The 19,133-nt window shown below is 40.6% G+C and carries 19 protein-coding genes; 7 read left to right on the top strand and 12 right to left on the bottom strand.

Annotated features, from left to right (window positions below; genetic code table 11):
- Window positions 1-44: 44 nt before the first annotated feature.
- From pepN to JQC92_RS04530, 5 genes are all read right to left on the bottom strand, one after another.
- Entirely contained in the window at window positions 45-2,648 is a 2,604-nt protein-coding gene (pepN, locus tag JQC92_RS04550) for an aminopeptidase N (protein WP_204998555.1), read from the bottom strand.
- A gap of 696 nt (window positions 2,649-3,344) precedes the next feature.
- Entirely contained in the window at window positions 3,345-3,941 is a 597-nt protein-coding gene (gene lpoB, locus JQC92_RS04545) for a penicillin-binding protein activator LpoB (RefSeq protein WP_204998537.1), read from the bottom strand.
- Between the two features lie 30 nt (window positions 3,942-3,971).
- Entirely contained in the window at window positions 3,972-5,342 is a 1,371-nt protein-coding gene (locus tag JQC92_RS04540; RefSeq protein ID WP_204998536.1) for a COG3014 family protein, read from the bottom strand.
- Between the two features lie 30 nt (window positions 5,343-5,372).
- Window positions 5,373-5,876, bottom strand: a complete 504-nt coding sequence (def, locus tag JQC92_RS04535; RefSeq protein WP_204998535.1) for a peptide deformylase — start codon at window positions 5,874-5,876, stop codon at window positions 5,373-5,375.
- A 26-nt stretch (window positions 5,877-5,902) separates the two neighbouring features.
- A complete protein-coding gene (locus JQC92_RS04530; protein ID WP_204998534.1) occupies window positions 5,903-6,115 on the bottom strand; it encodes a SlyX family protein in 213 nt (70 codons plus the stop codon).
- A 263-nt stretch (window positions 6,116-6,378) separates the two neighbouring features.
- Here JQC92_RS04530 and fkpA point away from each other — a divergent pair, with 263 nt between their 5' ends.
- The 3 genes from fkpA to JQC92_RS04515 all read left to right on the top strand — a co-directional run bounded on the left by fkpA (window position 6,379) and on the right by JQC92_RS04515 (window position 7,946).
- Window positions 6,379-7,173, top strand: coding sequence for an FKBP-type peptidyl-prolyl cis-trans isomerase (gene fkpA / locus JQC92_RS04525; RefSeq protein WP_129945189.1), 795 nt, complete (start codon window positions 6,379-6,381; stop codon window positions 7,171-7,173).
- A gap of 107 nt (window positions 7,174-7,280) precedes the next feature.
- Window positions 7,281-7,649, top strand: coding sequence for a YacL family protein (locus JQC92_RS04520; RefSeq protein WP_204998533.1), 369 nt, complete (start codon window positions 7,281-7,283; stop codon window positions 7,647-7,649).
- 159 nt (window positions 7,650-7,808) lie between these two features.
- Window positions 7,809-7,946: a DUF3149 domain-containing protein gene (locus JQC92_RS04515; RefSeq protein WP_129945187.1), complete on the top strand. Its 138-nt coding sequence runs from the start codon at window positions 7,809-7,811 to the stop codon at window positions 7,944-7,946.
- Between the two features lie 335 nt (window positions 7,947-8,281).
- On the opposite strand, the gene JQC92_RS04510 is transcribed toward JQC92_RS04515, so the two are convergent.
- Window positions 8,282-8,905, bottom strand: a complete 624-nt coding sequence (locus tag JQC92_RS04510; protein WP_204998532.1) for a superinfection exclusion B family protein — start codon at window positions 8,903-8,905, stop codon at window positions 8,282-8,284.
- 76 nt (window positions 8,906-8,981) lie between these two features.
- Complete coding sequence (gene tcdA / locus JQC92_RS04505) at window positions 8,982-9,800, bottom strand: tRNA cyclic N6-threonylcarbamoyladenosine(37) synthase TcdA (RefSeq protein WP_204998531.1); 819 nt, start codon at window positions 9,798-9,800, stop codon at window positions 8,982-8,984.
- 478 nt (window positions 9,801-10,278) lie between these two features.
- Between tcdA and JQC92_RS04500 the strand changes: the two genes are divergently transcribed.
- Window positions 10,279-10,599, top strand: a complete 321-nt coding sequence (locus JQC92_RS04500; RefSeq protein ID WP_204998530.1) for a VOC family protein — start codon at window positions 10,279-10,281, stop codon at window positions 10,597-10,599.
- Window positions 10,600-10,617: 18 nt separating this feature from the next.
- Here JQC92_RS04500 and JQC92_RS04495 read toward each other — a convergent pair whose 3' ends face one another.
- Entirely contained in the window at window positions 10,618-11,184 is a 567-nt protein-coding gene (locus tag JQC92_RS04495) for an isochorismatase family protein (protein ID WP_204998529.1), read from the bottom strand.
- A 126-nt stretch (window positions 11,185-11,310) separates the two neighbouring features.
- On the opposite strand from JQC92_RS04495, the gene JQC92_RS04490 reads away from it, so the two are divergent.
- Window positions 11,311-11,928, top strand: a complete 618-nt coding sequence (locus JQC92_RS04490) for a hypothetical protein (RefSeq protein WP_204998528.1) — start codon at window positions 11,311-11,313, stop codon at window positions 11,926-11,928.
- A 43-nt stretch (window positions 11,929-11,971) separates the two neighbouring features.
- On the opposite strand, the gene putA is transcribed toward JQC92_RS04490, so the two are convergent.
- On the bottom strand, window positions 11,972-15,151 hold the full coding sequence (putA, locus tag JQC92_RS04485; RefSeq protein ID WP_204998527.1) for a bifunctional proline dehydrogenase/L-glutamate gamma-semialdehyde dehydrogenase PutA: 3,180 nt from the start codon (window positions 15,149-15,151) through the stop codon (window positions 11,972-11,974).
- A 307-nt stretch (window positions 15,152-15,458) separates the two neighbouring features.
- Between putA and JQC92_RS04480 the strand changes: the two genes are divergently transcribed.
- Entirely contained in the window at window positions 15,459-15,602 is a 144-nt protein-coding gene (locus JQC92_RS04480; RefSeq protein WP_204998526.1) for a hypothetical protein, read from the top strand.
- Between the two features lie 270 nt (window positions 15,603-15,872).
- On the top strand, window positions 15,873-16,130 hold the full coding sequence (locus JQC92_RS04475; RefSeq protein WP_204998525.1) for a hypothetical protein: 258 nt from the start codon (window positions 15,873-15,875) through the stop codon (window positions 16,128-16,130).
- Window positions 16,131-16,168: 38 nt separating this feature from the next.
- Here JQC92_RS04475 and JQC92_RS04470 read toward each other — a convergent pair whose 3' ends face one another.
- From JQC92_RS04470 to JQC92_RS04460, 3 genes are all read right to left on the bottom strand, one after another.
- Window positions 16,169-16,744, bottom strand: a complete 576-nt coding sequence (locus JQC92_RS04470) for a TIGR04211 family SH3 domain-containing protein (RefSeq protein ID WP_204998524.1) — start codon at window positions 16,742-16,744, stop codon at window positions 16,169-16,171.
- A gap of 118 nt (window positions 16,745-16,862) precedes the next feature.
- Window positions 16,863-18,131, bottom strand: coding sequence for an inorganic phosphate transporter (locus JQC92_RS04465; RefSeq protein ID WP_204998523.1), 1,269 nt, complete (start codon window positions 18,129-18,131; stop codon window positions 16,863-16,865).
- A 22-nt stretch (window positions 18,132-18,153) separates the two neighbouring features.
- Window positions 18,154-18,834: a TIGR00153 family protein gene (locus tag JQC92_RS04460; RefSeq protein ID WP_204998522.1), complete on the bottom strand. Its 681-nt coding sequence runs from the start codon at window positions 18,832-18,834 to the stop codon at window positions 18,154-18,156.
- Window positions 18,835-19,133 lie beyond the last annotated feature (299 nt).

Below are 19,133 nucleotides of genomic sequence, written 5' to 3'. Positions count from 1 at the left end.
CAGCTCTGTTGGCATGACGTTTTTAACACTAAAACTCAAAAACACTAAGGTTTTAATAACTCTTTGATCAGAACACATCGCTGTTCTGCTTGTTTATGCTCTAATAAATTACGTTTTACGAGTTCAGATATCCCTTGGTTGTCAGTGAGCACTTGCTCGATGCGATTAATCCCCGTTTGGTCACATGATGTTGGTATTAGGCTACTGCTGTAAGCTCTCATATACACTGGACCAAGTTTATTAAGCTTAGGCAGCATACTCAGGCGCTGTTCGGCAGTGGCTTCGCTGAGTAAAGACTGCTCACTTGGATACAAGTTTTTCATCGCAATACTCAACTTGGAAAAAGTGAGCTTATTATCAAAAATCTTATTGAGCCATTCACGTTTAATGCTTGCAACTGGACGAATAACTTCAGCAGCAATTGCGGCTTTTTGTCCAGTATCAGAAGCATCACGTTTCAGTTCGTTTTTGATCAATTGCTCTGAACCTTCTACGCCATAACGATTAAGCTGCTTGATTATGTGCCATCTCGTATCTTGATCTAAAGCTTGTGAATCAGACGTAATACCATCAAGCGGATCATTACCTTGCAATAACTGTTGTAGATGAGCCAGTGATTCACTATCTGAAGCTAAATCGATATATGTGTTGAACCATAAACGTTGAATGCTCGAGTCGTGGGTGTTGCTCATGACCATACGAATCGCCAGTTGAGATAACGCTTTTTGAGCTTGATTGGCATAATCTTGATGGCTTGGCTGTATCTTCGATAAATCATCACTCGCACGCACCATGCTGCTGGTAAGCTGACTTAATATGGTGTAATCCGTTTCCATAGGGGCATTAACTAAAAGCACACCAATATAATCACTTAACGATAATTTACCTGAAACCACACTATCCCACAGGCTTTGCCATAACATTGAGCGTAATAATGGGTCTTCAACAAGATTTAGGTTTTTTTCTGCAGTATGGAATGATTTCGTATCGAGATTTACCTGAACAAACCCCCAATCATCAACATTGGGATAGACGAGATCAGGGCAGGCTGCACCAACAAGACTATCCACTGGTGTCTTCGCACCTTGGTAGGTGACGGTGACTTTTTTGGTTTGATAAATACGTTTATGACCGAGCTTGAATAACCCAACGTTTACTTTTTGCTCTCGCAGTGTTGGAAAGTTTGAGTCTGTGGGCGACTGTAACAGATTGAAGTAAGTAATTTTGTGGTTGAGGCATTGATAGTCGGCTTGAATACTATTGAGACTCGCTTTATACAACCATTGTTGCCGCCACGTAGATAAATCGCGGTTCGCAATTTGGCCTAAAGCGGAAACAAAGTCATCTAGAGTCGCATTTTTATAACTGTACTGAGTTAAGTAGTAGTGCACGCCCTGCCTAAATACTTCGTCGCCTAATAAATGACGCAATTGAGCCAGTACTGCAGCCCCTTTACTGTAGGTAATGGCATCAATGTTATCAAAAGCGTTAACTGTTGAAGCCACTGGGACTTCAATTGGATGAGTGGTTACAAGTCCATCTTGATGGTAAGCACTTTGTTTGCTTTCGGAATAAAAGTTGCGCCATGCATAATCAAACTCTGTTGACTCAGCAATGGCTAGGAAGCTCATAAAGGAAGCAAAACTCTCGTTGAGCCACAAACCATTCCACCATTTCATAGTAACTAAGTTACCAAACCATTGATGCGCCATCTCATGGAGGATTACCTCAGCAAGAATGAATTTTTGAGATTCTGTGCGCTTGGATTTATGTAAGAATGTACCTTCAGCAAAAGTGATGGCTGCCGCGTTTTCCATCGCACCATATAAAAAATTAGGTACTAGGATTTGATCGTATTTTTTAAAAGGATAAGGAATACCAAAGTAATGTTCATAGAACTTTAGCCCATTTTTGGTGTATTTAAACCAGGCTTTGGGCTCAATGTGCGATGCAACAGATTGTCTTGCCAATAAGCGAAGTGGGTACTTTCCGCTGTTATCCTGCCATAATTTATAAGGACCAGCATGCATTGAAAAATTATACGTACTTAATTTTGGTGAAATGGGGAAGTGCCAGATCTTATTTTTTGCTTGCTGTTGAATATTGCTTTCTCTTGTAGCGCTGATCACCGTCCAATCACTGGGAGCGGTTACAGTGAGTTGGTATGTCGCCTTGATATCGGGTTGATCAAAAGAGGCAAACATTTGATGTGCGGCAGCTGGCTCAAAATGCGAATACAGATAAACGTTGTGATCGACAGGATCAACAAAACGGTTTAACCCTTCACCATTAGTACTATGTTTACGAGTGAAATCAATAACGATTTGATTTTGCCCATCCTTTAGCAACGTCGCTTTGAAGAGCAAAAAGTCACCGTTGTAATCTGGGTAGAAGCGTTGATTATTTATCGTTACTTTGTTGATGTGCGCTTGGTCTAAGTCCACTCGTAATGGATAATCTCCGCCATGCCATTCAAAATTAAGTGTGGTTTGTGAGCGAAAATTTTCTTGCCCCGTTAACTGATAATTTAATTGATAATGAACATTTGAGACTTGCTGCGAGCGTAACTGTGCTTGCTCTTGTGTCAGATATTTTGATTGCGTTTGCAAGTTTTTTGGCAGCGATATATTAGTGCAACCAAGTATCATTATTGCAATTGGTAGTAAGAAAATGCTTCTTTTCACTCTGGAGCCTCACTTATTCTATTGTTTTGCTTAGCCTTGTTAATTTGATTAGGGGCTGTTTATCTTTCAGGATTAAAAACAATCACGAAAGATAAACAGCCCCTAGAAGCTACAAACGGAATTTTGAAACTGAATGACACAATTATAAGAGCGAATGTGCCTTAAGGTTATTCTTATGAGTTACAAGTAATAACGCTAGTTGCTGTTTTATATCACAAACTCGTGGCCAAGCTTAGATTTAATAGGAAAGTTTCATGCAGTTTAAACCGCAAGAAAATAATAAAAAGTGAGTATTATGGGGGGGAAGCGCATCAGTGGCTCTTATACCCATGATACTTGAAGATGCATGTTTCAGGACTTTTTCAGCGCCAATTCTTTGAGGCGCATTAGCGAAGGAATATCGGGATTCTTTCGAGCTAATGTAACAAAGAAGAATTGGCGTTGAGAAGTCCACGCAGTGCGAGTTGCACAGCTTGTTACTCTTCGTTGCCAGTGCTAACAATAGCTCACTATTGCCGCACACTGTCGCCTTGATTAACAAGTTGTGCATTCTCGCTGAAATCGAGCATCTTCAGGTATCATAATGGGTATATATGTTGGTTACTCCAATTAAAAAGGGGCTAATCAGAAACCCCTTCCTTTTTATGATGTATGAACTTTTTACAAACCTAAAAACGATTTTGTTCTCGTTTTACGGATTTCTTTTTCATCAGACCATTCAATCAATCCAGTTTGTAGATCCATTAAACGCATGGTCATTTTGTAATATACGTCTTTAGTACTGCCACCTTGCTTAACAATGCTCGAAAGGTTGCCATAAAGCATATATTGAGCACCAATTTGACGACCAAACTTAATCGCAGTTGAAGGATCAACCAGACCAGAGTTATTTTGGTAATCCAGTTGCTTACGCACAGAATCTACTTTGGTCATATCAACAAAACGGAATTTACCAGAGCGAAGCAGACGGTTACTGATTGAGTCAGTGATCGACTCCGTATCAATATGCTCAGAGGTTTTGTTTTTGATGCTATCAACAAAAATAATTGGGCGATTGTTATTAGCAGTAAGTGCGAGCACTGGTGGGAACGTCAACATACTATCAACCATTTTGGTTGTAATAGATTGTAAATCCGTTGAGCCAAAGTTGGCATTCACGGTTTCAACTTCTTTTGCATCACCGTATTCTACTTTTGATTGACACGCCGAAAGCCCGAGAACTGCGGCAAGTATCAATACAGATTTTAAATGTTTCATAGTCAGTTCCATTTTGATTGTAAATTTGAGTTAAATAATTATTGAATAAAAGCGTGTTACATTTCCAGTTTTTATTGCCCAAACCAGTGTCTTACGACCTGCCTCAACATTAATTGAGTGAGATGTACTGTTATCGATAGACAAAGGATAGCTGCCGGAGTTCAGATTTACTCGAGCAATTTGAGCTTGGTTCGGTAAGGTTAACCAGCTGCGTCGATCTGCTTGCTCAGTGATGACATTAAAAATTTGAGCTGCAATCGATCCTATATCGAGTTCATCATTTTTTCGTTTATGTTTGCTGGTGCTCTTTCTTGCCAGCTCTGCTTTCACAGCAATGCGCGCCGCTTGCCTTGCTAAGGCATAAGGTAACTCTTCTTTTAAAGCATTTATGGCTAAAGCGTCAATGTTGGTGATTGGGCTAGCTTGTATCACTTCTGTACTATTGATATTTACGGTTACAGGACTCAAGTTAGCCGCAGGGCGGTTATAAGTCGCTAATGAAGCGGTTTGCCAGCTACCATTGATCCTAAATGGAATAGTAAAGCTTTGCTTTTCTTGTACAAAGCCTTTTTCATAGACAATAATCAGTTCACCCTGATTTTTTTTAGGTGACTTTGCATCACCCCAGCGCTTTTTAAATTCCGCATATTGAGGCATGGAAAGCTGCTTAGCTAAGCGAACCAGAGATTGTTCTAAGTAAGGGTTTCCGGGCCATATCTGTGCCGCTTTTCGATAATCGATAAAAGCATCATTGGGTTGGTTGAGCATTTCATGCAATAACCCCGTCATAAAGAAACTATAAGCATTAAGGTATGAGCTGGTTACTGATCCGGCGTTAGCGGACAGACGCCTTTCTTCTTCTGAAACCGCACCGTTTTCCAGCAGGCGAGCTGACTTCTTCGACTTCGCATACTTATCTTGTTCGGTTTGTTGTAATTCGTTTGCTCTTCTTACTTCAACTAATGCGCCTTGATAATCATTCTGGAATAAGTAATTCAAAGCTTGATATTGGTGCAATAAAACTCGTTCATATCCTGGACCACGATATGGAATGGCATTGTCATTAAGCAGCAGTGAGCTTGCATTAGCTCCTACACTTGAAAGGCTGATCGTCGCTTTTTCATCAAAGACTTGATAGTCTTTTACCGCTTGTTGATAAAATTTTTCACTCTGTCCAAATTCACCGGCAACTTGAGCGATTCGTCCAGCCTCTAGTGCGTATAACAAACCATCATTTCCAGATGTGTTATCAGAAACGGATTGAATCGATGACAAGGGTTGCGTCGTGGTAAGTGCTTGGCGTTGTTTATTAAGCTGAGAAGGATAACTCACAAATAAGCTGTTGGTGGCACAGCCAGAGAGTGTTGCTATAAGAAAAAAGCTTACGGCCAATCGCTTCATGCTTAATATCCTGTTTACATTAGAGTTCTGTTATTGTTCGATGAAGTTCTGTTCAGGCATTTGGGATCGCTCTAAAACGGTGATACCGAGCAAGTGATCATGTTCATGCTGAAATACTCGAGCAGGGAAGCCTGTGAGTGTTTGTTTTATAACACGTCCCTGCAAATCTTGGTACTGGACATTAATTTCATCATAACGCGCAATAGGCAATCTTTTATTCGCAACGGACAAACAACCTTCTTCGTCAACGAGCATGGTTTCGCTGTGAGTTAAGATGGTAGGGTTGATGACAACCGTCGGCTCCATTGTAGGGGCATTTGGGTATCGAAGTGTGGGTCTTGAAGCCATAATAAACATTGAGATAGATTGATGCACTTGCGGGGCTGCAATGCCTAACCCCTCTGCTGCAACCATCGTTACCATCATTTGCTCTGAGAGCTTCAACAGCTCAGAGTTAAACTCAGTGACGAGTTTAGCTTTTTGAGTTAATACCGTTTCACCGACTTGAGCTATCTCTAGAATTTCAGTCTTCATTTTGCACCTCGATTCCCACCACTGCATTAGTAATGCGGTGGTGGTGTTTCTTCGGATTGACTGGCAATATTACTTGGTTCAATTGCCGTTATTTTTTGTATTAATAATTGTAGCTTATGCTGCTGAGCAGCAACAATGTCGTTCAATCGGATAAGTTCTTGATTAAGTTCTTCAATTGTTAGTTCCTGAAAACTTAATTTAGTTTCCAAATCATCAACTTGTTTTTGTAATTCTGACATGTGAGTTTCTTTTTGAGTATTACTGTCCCATATTCTACTCAAATGACTGAATTATTGCTGAACTTCTTATAAAGCAGAGACTCTAAACCTTGACAGCATTGGTCTAGGCCGTTAAAACAGTAACTTACATAATTTTACCCTATTAATTATATTGAACCTGAATCACTATCAAAAATGGTTATAAGTCATTCTGTACTGAATGGTTTTACTTTTAAAATCAATTTGTTGGTTGTGATAATGAAACACGCTGAGGAAGCATTTACATGAAAACTGTTTATAAATTGTCGTTAGTTGCGTTGGCTGTACTCGGGCTTTCTGCATGTAATCAAGAGCAAAAAACCACCAAAGAGTCAGCAGGCACTGAATTAACTACTCCGGCTCAAAAAGAGTCATACAGTGTAGGTGCATCAATTGGTAAATACATGGGTGGGCACATCAAAGAACAAGAAGATCTTGGTATGCCAGTTGACCGTGCGTTAATCATTGAAGGTTTTTCTGATGGTCTTCACGATAAAGTGAAATTATCAGAAGAAGACATGCAAACATTACTTCAAGGTCTTGATAAGCGTTTAGTTGAAAAACGTGAGGCGCATGCTAAAGCTGAAGCGACTAAGAACAAAGCTGCTGGTGAAAAGTATCTTACTGAAAATGCGAAAAAACCTGGCGTGAAGACAACGGCTTCAGGTCTTCAGTATGAAGTTCTACGCGAAGGTAAAGGCGACCATCCAAAAGCAACAGATACTGTTGAAGTGAACTACAAAGGTACTTTGATTGATGGTACTGAATTCGATAGTTCTTACAAGCGCAAGCAAACAGTTAAGTTCCCATTAAACCGTGTTATTCCTGGTTGGACTGAAGGCGTTCAATTGATGACTGTAGGTTCTAAGTATCGTTTTGTTATCCCTGCGAACCTAGCATATGGTGATCGTGATACTGGTACTATTCCAGCAGATTCTACGCTGATTTTTGAGGTTGAACTTGTTTCAATTGAAAAGCCACAAACTGAAGCTCCGAAAGCTGAGAAAAAAGAAGCTAAGCCAAAAGTAGCAACTAAATAATTAGTTGTTGCTCTTATGTAAAAAGGCGCAATTTGCGCTTTTTTACGTTTAGATACCAGAGACTTTTTTGTAATATAGGGAACATTTTTCTGCTGTAGGTTGTACTCATGGATTTTGAATTTCGTCGTAATACCCTTGATGACGGTGTCGTAGCCATTTTTTCAATGGAGCATCAAGTTCTCGGTCGTTGGTTTACAGAAGAATTAAGTAATGACAAAGTAAAACTTGCTGACGTAAAAAGTGCTTTAGAAAGTGTGTGCAGTAAACATATTCAAGAGTGGCGTTCAGTCGGGAGAGAGATTTCTCTTGAAATAAACTCAGAGCAAGTCACGGTATTTGAAAATAGTTTAAATCTTGATGATGAATTAGAAGAATTGGAGCAAGGCTTTAATCTTTATAGCGCCGAATCATTCGCTTATTGCGGCTTCGAAGATTTTCAAAATGTATTGGAAAGTTTTGAAGATTTTATACGTTAGTCTTCATCCAAAATTGTTTAAAAATTGACTTAGATCAAGTACTGATTCGATCTCCACATAAATGATAAGGATTAGGAATAGAGTTTGATCCTGATCATTAGTTAAGAGAATGTGATGTCCTAAACTCAAGTTGAATTACAATGAAAGAGGACTTCTATTATGGCATTCTGGTTAGATCTAATGTTCGGAAATTGGATCGGTTTATTATCAATGATCGTGATCTTTTCCACAATGGGCATTGTGTCTTACATCTTATGGATGTTCGTACAGAAGTCTGCCCAAGAACCTGAAAAATAAGTAACTTGAGCAAAAAAAGTAATTCGCTTGCCTCGTGATACAAATACGTGACGGTCTAGTAAAATGCTATTGTCACGAATAGAAGCAGCTTGCCCAGTTGAATTAAGGTCCCCCCCCCTCAACCGCCTTAATTAGCTTCCATTGGCAAGCTGTATTTTTACGTCTGAAATGCATCATATGTGCTTTCAGTGCAAAAATTCGGTTCTACATTTCACAGTACATAACAAACAGAGATATAAATACCTCTATTTCAAAGTCGTGATGTACTTTTTTAATGAGAATATGAGGGAGTAAAAAGGGAGAAGCTAGGTGAGCTCTCCCTTATACAGTATTACTTAAGCAGCCTGTTTTCTTTGCTGCACTAAACTATGAATAAATGCGGGTCTAGCTTTTATCAATTGTTTCAATTCAAGCTCGTTTGGCTTTCCACTCGGTAAACGTAAAATTTGACGATTTAAATAGCTTCGAGCTTTTAACGTGATCTTAAAGTCAGCCGTAGGACCCTGAATCGCATAGTGTAATTCATTACCGATGCATTCTAGGATATGCGCATTCATTAAGCTTTTAACGGCAACGTCATCCTTCGGTAAGGTCAAGGTTGCACTGCTTTGTAAAAAGAATTCTCTGAGTACAGCTCTCTCAGTAGGGTCTAGATAGTGGATTTTATTTTCAATCGCAGTTGTCGCTTGCTTACTACTGTAGTGATTGATACCAATATCAAGTAAGTAGTCAAAAACTCGACTGCAGAAATACGCACAACCGATGACCAACCCTAAGCCCACAAAGTGGCTGTACGGTTGAATATGCTCATGTAATCCTAGTTTGCCTAGAATGTGCTCCGGTAAAAACAGAAGACTAGCGCATAACACAACTAGCCAAAGCATGGATCTTGACATCCATTGTTTTGAAAATATGCGTCCCGAGAAAAAGTTCAGTGAAGATAAAGTAAACTTGTTCATCTTTCTATCCAACTGCCATTAAAATGTTGTGTTGAATAGGAAGCATATTCTATGCCATTAAATAAAATGATTGATTTTACGCTTTAGCGGAAAGTTTCTTTAGTGCCTTACTTACAGCAACAAAACCGAAAGTGCCCGTTACCGTTGTGATTGCACCAAAGCCTGAAGCGCAATCCATTCGCATATTGCCGTCTGAACCTGATTTATTCGCACACACGGTACCATCTTCTTGTGGGTAAACTAATTGCTCTGTTGAGAAAACAGCATCTACGCCAAAACGACGACTGGTGTTTTTAGAGAAGTTATACTCACGGCGTAAAATATTTCTTACTTTTGCGAGTAGAGGATCTTGGTGAGTTTTAGCCAGATCACTCAGTTGAATTTTAGTCGGATCCATTTGTCCGCCTGCGCCACCGACTGTAACAATAGGTAATTTGGATCGCTTACACCAAGCAATTAAAGCGGCTTTTTGTTTCACTGCATCAATACAATCGATGACAAAGTCAATATTGCCACCTTGTTTCGCAGAAACTAAGTATTCATTCAAGTTATCGAGTGTAATAAAGTCTTCAATTTCATTGACGATACAATCTGGGTAAATCGCCTTGATACGATCAGCCATGACTTCCACTTTTGATTGGCCAATAGTGTCTTTCAGTGCATGAATCTGGCGATTAGTGTTGGTTACACAAATATCATCAAGATCGATCAGTGTGATTTGACCTATGCCAGAGCGTGCTAATGACTCAGCAACCCAAGTACCAACACCACCAATGCCAATAACTACAACGTGTGATTGGGAAAATTTTTCCAGTGCGGGCTGACCGTATAATCGACCGATACCGGCAAAGCGTTGAAGGTAAGGTTTTGAAAGTTGAAAATGTTCTGAGCTCATATAGGTAACGGATAATGGAAAGCGTATTTAAGGTTGGGCATTTTAGCTTAAGCGTATGAGATTGTCAGTGTTTGAGTAACTTGCTAGGATAAATAGCGATACCAATTACGGTAATTACAACCCATAAAACAATAATATTGAGACCTAATAATGTCAGATTTTAATGCTCTATACCCATGATACTTGAAGATGCATGTTTCAGGACTTTTTCAGCGCCAATTCTTTGAGGCGCATTAGCGAAGGAATATCGGGATTCTTTCGAGCTAGTGTAACAAAGAAGAATTGGCGCTTAGAAGTCCACGCAGTGCGAGTTGCACAGCTTGTTACTCTTCGTTGCCAGTGCTAACAATAGCTCACTATTGCCACACACTGTCGCCTTGATTAGCAAGTTGTGCATTCTCGCTGAAATCGAGCATCTTCAGGTATCATAATGGTATATATAACCGAGCTGTCTGGTTTGATATCCCTGTAGGCTGATTTGGATCGTGCCTGTGAGTTTTACCAACAAGTACTGGCTATCGAAGTAAAAAAAGAGAAGTTTGATAAGTTTGAGTTCGCTGTGTTCGAGCATGCTGAAGGCAATGGTGGTTGTTTAGTGCCTAACCCTGCGGATGTTTCTGATAAGGGTTTGATGCTGTACCTTAATGTTGATGGTCGTATTGCTGATGCTGAAACTAAAGTGACTCAATTTGGCGGTACAATTTTGCAGGCTACACATGCAATAGGCCCTCACGGTTGTCGTTGCATTATTCTAGACAGTGAGGGTAATCGAATCGTATTACATTCAACAACAGCATAAACTGCTTGTCACCCTTAACTATTTTACGAGCTTAATGAGTTGCCTGAATCGTTCGCCTTCGGCTACGTGTTGCAGCTCAAATAATGCTGATTCAACGTTAGATAAATTGGCACCGCAGTCGAGCATCATCTTTATGCCGCACACTTTATTTGTTTCTGTTCTCGATGAAATGGCGTCACGCACAATATGCGTTTGGAAACCGTTATTTTGTAAGTCTTTACAAGTCTGATAGACACAAATGTGTGCCTCAATACCCGCGACTAACAAGTGTGTTTTACCCGAGTGCTCTAGTGCTTGTTTAAAGTCATCATTTTTCCATGCACTAAAATGCTTTTTAGCTATCGGCTGGACATTAGGAGTTAAGAGTTCGGCGATATCATTGGAAGTATTACCAATTTTTTCAGGGATTTGTTCTAGCCAAAAAATGGGGATTGCGAGTAGCTCAGCACCTTTGATTAGAGTTTTAATCTTTTCATGAAGTAGCTTACTTTCAAACATCATTTGTGCAAGCTTTCCTTGTACATCCATGATGACTAAAGCAGAGTTATAGAGGTTTATAAGGTCACTACGATAATTTGCTTCCATCGGTTATCTCCTAAAAGTCGATTCTCATTTTTGATGAAATATTAAACATAAATTAATTTACCATAAAGGGGGGATTCATGTAGAGGTGTTAAAGTAAGAGTATGTTAATTTATTTACTAGGCAGTTATGGCAGCATCCATTCAAAGCACTAAAGGTTCCATTCAGCCTGAGTATGTTTATAAAAAGCAAGATGAAGCCAATACAACTTATGTTGTGGGTGTGACCATCTTTCCAAAAGATGGTGATCAGTTTCAGGCCGAATACCAAGCCAAGCATGTTCGCACCGAAGCTGGGATGTTTTGGAATGTATCTAATCACAACGAAGCTAGAAACTATCCAGCCAAAGTAAAGACCTATCCAGCCAAAGTGAAGACCTTTCCATATGAAACTAAGGACTATTCGATTGGAGATAAAGGAGAAGATATCCCAAGTAAATTTGATGTCTGTGAGTCACACTCTAGCTCTGTGAAGACCTTTTTTAAAGGACTCATTAACAAACTTAAGGTTTGGCTAGACGAATTTAGAGATGATTTTAATGGAGATGGATTCGAATCTACTGATCATTGGTCTAGAACAATGCAAAATTACTATAGAGATCATTCTGGTGAAATCGAAAATATGAAAAAACTCGTTGCAGTTGAGACGGAAGCTGTTCCTGAACAAGTTGTCGAAGGAATGCATTATATATATCAAGACCAAATGCTACTACAGATACCTTGTGAGGCAGGTAAAGTTATTGAATAAGCTCCTGAGAGTAAACTCATCTCAGGAGCTAAAGAGAAGGGTGTTAATCTTCACTATCACCTAATGAAAGCAAGGTCGCATTACCACCGATTGCCGTGATATTGTTAGTACGAGTCTTTTCAGTCACAAAACGAGTTAAATAGTGTGGGCCGCCAGCTTTAGGGCCAGTGCCTGACAACCCTTGACCACCAAATGGTTGTACGCCCACTACCGCACCAATTTGGTTACGGTTGATATACACGTTACCCACATCCACTTTATCCGCAATTTCTAAGGCATGACCTTCATTACGGCTGTGAATACCAAGCGTTAGACCAAAGCCTGTGCTGTTGATGTCATCAATGACTTTTCCTAAATCTGCACTTTTGTAACGAATAACATGCAAAATTGGACCAAAGTGTTCTTTCTCAAGCACTTTAATTGAATCAATTTCAACGGCAGTGGGTGCAACAAAGTGACCATGCTCAGTGCCCGCAGGTAAATCGACTTGCTTAATTAACTTGCCCACTTGCTGTATATGCTCAATATGCGCATTTAAATTGGCTTTTGCTGTCGCATCAATTACGGGGCCAACGTCAGTTTTAATAAGCCCTGGGTGACCAATGCTTAACTCATCCATCGCCCCTTGCATGACATCAAGCACCCGCTCGGCGATATCGTCCTGAATATACAACACTCGAAGCGCAGAACAGCGTTGACCTGCACTGGTAAATGAAGAACCAACCACATCGTTAACGACTTGCTCAGGTTGTGAGGTTGAATCAACCACCATTGCATTTTGACCGCCAGTCTCCGCAACCAGAGGAATAATGGCTCCGTTACGATTAGCAAGAGTGATATTAATGCGTTTAGCGGTGCCAGTAGAGCCAGTAAAACATACACCGCCAATGCGTTCGTCAGCGGTGATTTTAGCACCAACAGTAGCACCTGTACCTGGTAGGAATTGCAGTACGTTCTTCGGAATACCCGCTTCATGAGCCAGTTGAACGGCACGATAACCAACAATACAAGTTTGCTCTGCTGGCTTGGCAATAACCGTGTTACCCGTGGCAAGAGCGGCTGTGATTTGACCTAAGAAAATTGCTAATGGGAAGTTCCAAGGGCTGATACACACAAAGACACCACGACCTTGCAAGAATAACTCGTTGAGTTCACCTGTTGGCCCAGGCATAACTTCAGGTTGAGCCATCATCTTTTTAGCATTGATTGCATAATAACGGCAGAAGTCGACTGCTTCACGCACTTCATCAATACCGTCTTGTACGCTCTTACCCGCTTCACGAGTACATAGTGCAATCAGCTCTTCACGGTTTTCTTCCAGTAAGTCGGCTAATTTTTGCAGGGCATTTGCACGCTCTTCGACTGGTGTACGAGTCCATGCATCAAAAGCACTGTGTGCAGAACTCATCGCTTGTTCAATGGCTCGATCGTCAGCATAGGTAATTTGACCGACGATTTCACGGTTATCAAACGGGCTCAAAACGTCTAGGTTATCACCTAAAAGAGTTTCACCATCAACGATTGGCCCAGCAAACCATTTCGTTTCTTTATACTGCTCTAAAGCTTTAAAAAATGGCTCAGATTCAGAAGCAATGTTCATATTCATTCCCTTGGAGTTTTTGCGCGCTTCACCAAAAATATCTTCTGGTAGAACAATCTTATTATTAGCGAGGGTTTTAAAACGTTTAAGCGTTGATAACGGATGAACGACTAATGAATCAATCGGCGTTTTAGGATCAACCAACTTATGTACGAAAGAGGTGTTCGCCCCGTTTTCAAGTAGACGACGAACCAAGTAAGGGAGTAAGTCTTTATGGGCACCAATCGGCGCATAAATACGAACGGTTTTTACCCCCGCTTCTGCAAGAATTGTGTCATAAAGTTCTTCACCCATGCCATGTAAACGCTGGAATTCATACTGGCGATCGCCAGCCATATCAGTAATGCTGGCTACGGTTTGTGCATTATGAGTCGCAAATTGAGGGTAAATATAGCCACGGGTTTTTTCCGATAGCAGATAACGAGCACAAGCAAGATAAGAAACATCTGAGCCTGATTTGCGAGTATAAAGCGGGTAGCCACTTTCGCCGTTTTCTTGTGCCCATTTCAGCTCACTATCCCAATAAGCGCCTTTTACTAAGCGTAATGGGATTTCATCACCTTGCGCTTTGGCCAATTGATTGAGCCAAACTAATACCGGTAATGCGCGTTTGGAATAGGCCTGAACCACAATACCCAATTGTCCCCAGCCTACAGCCGCTTCAGATTGATAAAGCTTTTGGAATAACTTGAGTGAGAGTTCAAGGCGATCGGCCTCTTCAGCGTCGATTTGAATACCTACATTTACACTGCGTGCAATATTGATAAGCTCAATCACACGATCATAAAGTTCGGTAAGTGTACGATCGGTATTCGCTACTTCATAACGTGGATGCAGTGCGGTGAGTTTAATCGAAACGGTAGGGCGAGGTGCTTCGGCTTCATTGTAATTTGGGCTGCCTAAAGCACGAATCGCATCAGCGTAATCATTAAAATACTTTTTAGCATCTTTGAGGGTTAAAGCCGCTTCACCCAGCATATCGTAGCTGTGGGTATAACCCAATTTACGTTTGCTTTCGCTGTTTTTTAAGCCTTCCTTGATGGTACGGCCAAGCACGAATTGCTTACCCATGATTTTCATCGCCGCAAGCATGGCTTGGCGGATAACAGGTTCGCCTAAACGATTGACCAGCTTGCCTAAAAGGCCACTGGGTTTGCCATCGACGCTTTGATCAAGCTTAACGATTTTTCCTGTTAGCATTAAGCCCCAAGTCGAAGCGTTAACCAGAACTGAATCACTTTGCTTGATGTGTTTATCCCACTTGGCGCCAGAAAGCTTGTCTTCAATCAATGCGTCGGCAGTGGCAGAATCTGGGATGCGTAACAGTGCTTCAGCAAGACACATTAAAATAATGCCTTCTTGCGTTTCAAGACTGTACTGTTGAAGGAAAGCATCGATGCCTACCATCAATCCTTTTTTCTCATATTGTCGTACTTTATGAACTAAATCATGTGCACGCTGAGTTACACGATTAATTTCAGTTTCCGATGACGGAACCAGTTTAATCAACTCAGACAGGTATTGTTCCTCGTCAACTACATAGTTATCAGTAATTGCTTGAAACAACTCAGAGAGGTTAGCTTGGTCAAAATGACCCGCTAGAACTTCACTCGCTTTGAACATAGTTATGCTTCCATCTAGGCCCATGCAGGGCACTGTGCGCTATTATTATTCGAGTCCGTTTGGATTAATACGACGTATTGTTGAACTCGGTTTTGTATACAATATTAGAAATTTTGCGGATTATACCTGCAAAATGTGATTTAGAACACTATTTAAAACGGCAATATTGGCTTTGTTTGATCTGTATGGGTTTTGGTTTTTTAGGCTGGTGAATAAAGCTTAATCATCTCTTTGTCATTAATTTAATTAGGCTTGATTAAAAAGTAATAAAATATTCAGAAACATACTCAGTGTAAATGAGGTCATTATGGCTACAGCCACTAGTAACCCCATAGCTAATGAAAGAACCGTTTATAGCACGATGAATACATATATACCCATATACCTGAAGATGCTCGATTTCAGCGAGAATGCACAACTTGTTAATCAAGGTGACGGTGTGCGGCAATAGTGAACTATTGTTAGCACTGGCAACGAAGAGTAACAAGCTGTGCAGCTCGCACTGCGTGGACTTCTCAGCGCCAATTCTTCTTTGTTACATTAGCTCGAAAGAATCCCGATATTCCTTCGCTAATGCGCCTCAAAGAATTGGCGCTGAAAAAGTCCTGAAACATGCATCTTCAAGTATCATGGGTATATTCGGGAGAATGAAGGTAAAGCTGCAATTAAATCAGGTTTTATAGGACATTTAATCATCAATTCAGGCTCAGAAGGTAATGCTTTGCGGGACTATAAATTAACGATAGTTGCGGAAGATGGAAAACTTAAAGCTACAGGTGCAGCAAGAGATGCTGTTGGCTGGAAAATCGCAAGTACTTTAAATTATTTCAGGGCAGGTATAACTTCTATCATTCCTAACCGATTCAATTTTGAAGAATATCAAGTGGGTAAAACAAGTGAGGCACTGGTCTCAAAATTTAATGCCCTTGTCACACAAGGTGATATCTATAAAAATATGCCTGGGGCTGCTAAAAAGTAGAGCACTTAAATAAGTGCTCTACTGGATACTTAGAGCTCTTACCAACTTGTCTTACGCTTTCTTCCTGGTTTTGGGAAATAAGCTAAGATGAGTCCAATTAATAAACCTACTCCAGCAATCATGCCGCCTTCACGCCAGAAGCGATACTTTTCATCTTGATTGGCTGTTAACAGTTGCTGTTGGACTGTCGCAAGACTGCTTTCTGCCGTTTTGCGAGCTTGAATCGCTGCAGCCAATTGTTGTTCAAGTTCTGACGTATTTTGTGACGACAGAGCGCTGACAGCTTTTACGGTAGTTAACTCTTTTTGTAAGTCATCTATTTGTTGCTGTAATTTAGGTTCTGTAATTCTAAATGTTGGATCTTTTACAATCATTTTTGATTGAATCCAACCTTCTCGACCTTTGTTGTCAATGACTTTAGAAAAGCCACCTTGTGCTTCAGGGAGAAGAGTTACTTTTCGTCCAGCTGCTACGCTGCCAAGGATTTTATATTGTGAGCCCGGGCCTGAGTGTAAATAAACATAAACATTTTCAGAGATATAGCGAGTTTCTTCGGCTTGTAACTGAAAAGGAAGAACTAAAAAGCACAGTGATAGAGCAAGCTTTTTTAACACAAATACGATCTCAATCGAAAATACAATAATTGTAATGCTATGGATTTGTTGCACTTAATGCAAGAGGGAAGCATGAATGCTTCCCTCTTAAGTGTGATTAATATCAAGTAACGCTTTCTTAGTTAAAGATACCTTTAATCATAAAGAAGAACATAATTGATAAAGCAGCACCAGCAGGGAGTGTGATGACCCAAGATACAACAATGTTACGAACCACACTTAAGTTAATCGCTGCAATACCACGTGCCATACCAACACCTAATACTGCACCCACAAGAGTTTGTGTAGTAGAGATTGGTAAACCAGTACCTGAAGCGATAACTACAGTAGAAGCAGCTGCAAGCTCAGCAGCGAAACCACGGCTTGGAGTTAAGTGAGTAATGTTCTTACCAATGGTTTGCATCACTCGCTTACCAAAGATAGCCAAACCTAATACGATACCGAAAGCACCCAAAGGTAGAATCCACCAAACAAGCGCTGCTTTTTTGGTGATTTCACCACCAGCTTGAATAATTGACACAACAGCCGCTAATGGACCAATCGCATTTGCTACGTCATTTGAACCATGTGCAAACGCCATACAACAAGCCGTTACAACCATCAATATAGCAAATACTTTTTCAACGTTACCAAAGTGATCGTTCTTGTCTGCATTTTCATCCATCTTAAGACGACCAATTGCCATTTTGCCAACAAGGCCAACGATAACCGCAATCGCAACTGCGAGGGTATAAGCTTCAACGGCTGTGAAATTTAAGCCAATATGCTTAAGGCCTTTCGTTATCGTTACCAAAGACATTACAAAGCCAGCAAAGGCCATGTATAAAGGCACATAACGTTTAGCATTCGCCAATGGATTCTCTGTATTGAAAATCAGTTTCTGTACACTTTGGAAAATTAAAAATGCGATAAAGCCAGAGATTGCTGGAGTGACGATCCACGAACCTACGATACCACCAACTTTGCCCCATTCAACCGCATCTGAACCAACACCCACTGCGGCGAAACCGACAATCGCACCAATAATAGAGTGAGTGGTTGATACAGGCCAGCCTAAAGCAGAAGCGAGCACTAACCATAAGCCTGCTGCAAGTAATGATGCGATCATACCGTAGACTAATAACTCTGGTGCATCAACAAAATACGCAGAATCAATAATACCTTTACGAATTGTACTGGTTACTTCGCCACCCGCTAGGTAAGCCCCAGCAAATTCAAAGATCATTGCGATAATGATCGCTTGTTTAATTGTGATTGCACCAGAACCGACAGAAGTTCCCATTGCATTTGCTACATCGTTGGCACCGATACCCCATGCCATTAAAAATCCGAAAGCAGCCGCAAAAGCAATAAGCCATGGGCCATTGGTGACTAATACATCAACCATTTTTATAAACCTTGAAAACTAGTTAGACACGGGCGAGCATAAGCTCAAGACGAGAACCGACACGCTCAGCTAAATCGGCTAAATCACCAACCCACTCGATGATTTTATATAAAAACATAACATCGACGGCATTCATGTCAGACTCAATCGCAAAAAGTTGGCGTCTTAACTGAATTTGTATATCATCCGTGTCATCTTCGATGTTATCGAGTTCATGGATCATCTTTGCTACTAGATCGACTTCACGTCCACGGAAACCGGCTTCTAGTAAATCATCCAACTCATTGATTGCTTCTTTTGCCATAGAAACAGCATCTAAACAACGTGTTAAGTAGGCAAAAAAGAGTTCTTGAAGATCTTCTGGAATGGTCATGTTTCTACCAATAACACGTCCAGAAATGTCTTTTGCTTTGTTAGCGATTTTATCCTGCTGAGTGACTAACTCAAGAAGATCGGTACGCTCAACGGGCATGAACAAACCGCCAGGGAGTTGAAGGCGAATGTCACGCTTTAAAACATCAGCTTCACGTTCAGTCATGCTGATAGTTTTACGACGTTTAATCGCTTCATCCCAGTCGCCTTTGTTTGCGGCTTGGAAGAATGGTGTAAGTTCCGATGCGCAATCGAATACTTTATCAATGTGCTCTTGAAGAGGCTTAATTGGCGATTTTGCAAACACGCCTAAAATAGAGTTTACTGGCATTGCCGTGTACCTATTTAATTTGAAAATATCCAATTTACCTAATAAGGTATCGGGTATTTCCCGCTTATGGCTATTTTGGTTATTCCACCTATGTGGAAAAGCGGGCGAATGTTAACCTAAGCATTCGCATTTTGAAACTGTGTTTTCACAATTGAGCCGATTAATTTTGCTTATTGTGCACTTGTTTCGCTCAAAAAAACAGCGGTCGAGTGTTTTTCCAACTCAGATTCATTTTTTGCGACCGTTTCGTTATCGCATGTGGCATTTTGACGACCAAATATGACAGCAATGTTACATTG

It is taken from the genome of Parashewanella hymeniacidonis (assembly GCF_016900895.1).
GTDB classification, from domain to species: Bacteria; Pseudomonadota; Gammaproteobacteria; order Enterobacterales; family Shewanellaceae; genus Parashewanella; species Parashewanella hymeniacidonis.
This window is presented reverse-complemented; position numbering and strand designations above follow the sequence as displayed.

Bases quoted from the DNA above. Each gene is read 5' to 3' on its own strand.
- JQC92_RS04530 (WP_204998534.1), bottom strand. From the start codon at position 6,115: ATGTCAGAATTACAAAAACAAGTTGATGATTTGGAAACTAAATTAAGT.
- tcdA (WP_204998531.1), bottom strand. From the start codon at position 9,800: ATGAGCTCAGAACATTTTCAACTTTCAAAACCTTACCTTCAACGCTTT.
- JQC92_RS04460 (WP_204998522.1), bottom strand. From the start codon at position 18,834: ATGCCAGTAAACTCTATTTTAGGCGTGTTTGCAAAATCGCCAATTAAG.
- JQC92_RS04540 (WP_204998536.1), bottom strand. From the start codon at position 5,342: ATGAAGCGATTGGCCGTAAGCTTTTTTCTTATAGCAACACTCTCTGGC.
- JQC92_RS04520 (WP_204998533.1), top strand. From the start codon at position 7,281: ATGGATTTTGAATTTCGTCGTAATACCCTTGATGACGGTGTCGTAGCC.
- JQC92_RS04495 (WP_204998529.1), bottom strand. From the start codon at position 11,184: ATGGAAGCAAATTATCGTAGTGACCTTATAAACCTCTATAACTCTGCT.
- JQC92_RS04490 (WP_204998528.1), top strand. From the start codon at position 11,311: ATGGCAGCATCCATTCAAAGCACTAAAGGTTCCATTCAGCCTGAGTAT.
- JQC92_RS04465 (WP_204998523.1), bottom strand. From the start codon at position 18,131: ATGGTTGATGTATTAGTCACCAATGGCCCATGGCTTATTGCTTTTGCG.
- pepN (WP_204998555.1), bottom strand. From the start codon at position 2,648: ATGATACTTGGTTGCACTAATATATCGCTGCCAAAAAACTTGCAAACG.
- JQC92_RS04510 (WP_204998532.1), bottom strand. From the start codon at position 8,905: ATGAACAAGTTTACTTTATCTTCACTGAACTTTTTCTCGGGACGCATA.
- fkpA (WP_129945189.1), top strand. From the start codon at position 6,379: ATGAAAACTGTTTATAAATTGTCGTTAGTTGCGTTGGCTGTACTCGGG.
- putA (WP_204998527.1), bottom strand. From the start codon at position 15,151: ATGTTCAAAGCGAGTGAAGTTCTAGCGGGTCATTTTGACCAAGCTAAC.
- lpoB (WP_204998537.1), bottom strand. From the start codon at position 3,941: ATGAAACATTTAAAATCTGTATTGATACTTGCCGCAGTTCTCGGGCTT.
- def (WP_204998535.1), bottom strand. From the start codon at position 5,876: ATGAAGACTGAAATTCTAGAGATAGCTCAAGTCGGTGAAACGGTATTA.
- JQC92_RS04480 (WP_204998526.1), top strand. From the start codon at position 15,459: ATGGCTACAGCCACTAGTAACCCCATAGCTAATGAAAGAACCGTTTAT.
- JQC92_RS04515 (WP_129945187.1), top strand. From the start codon at position 7,809: ATGGCATTCTGGTTAGATCTAATGTTCGGAAATTGGATCGGTTTATTA.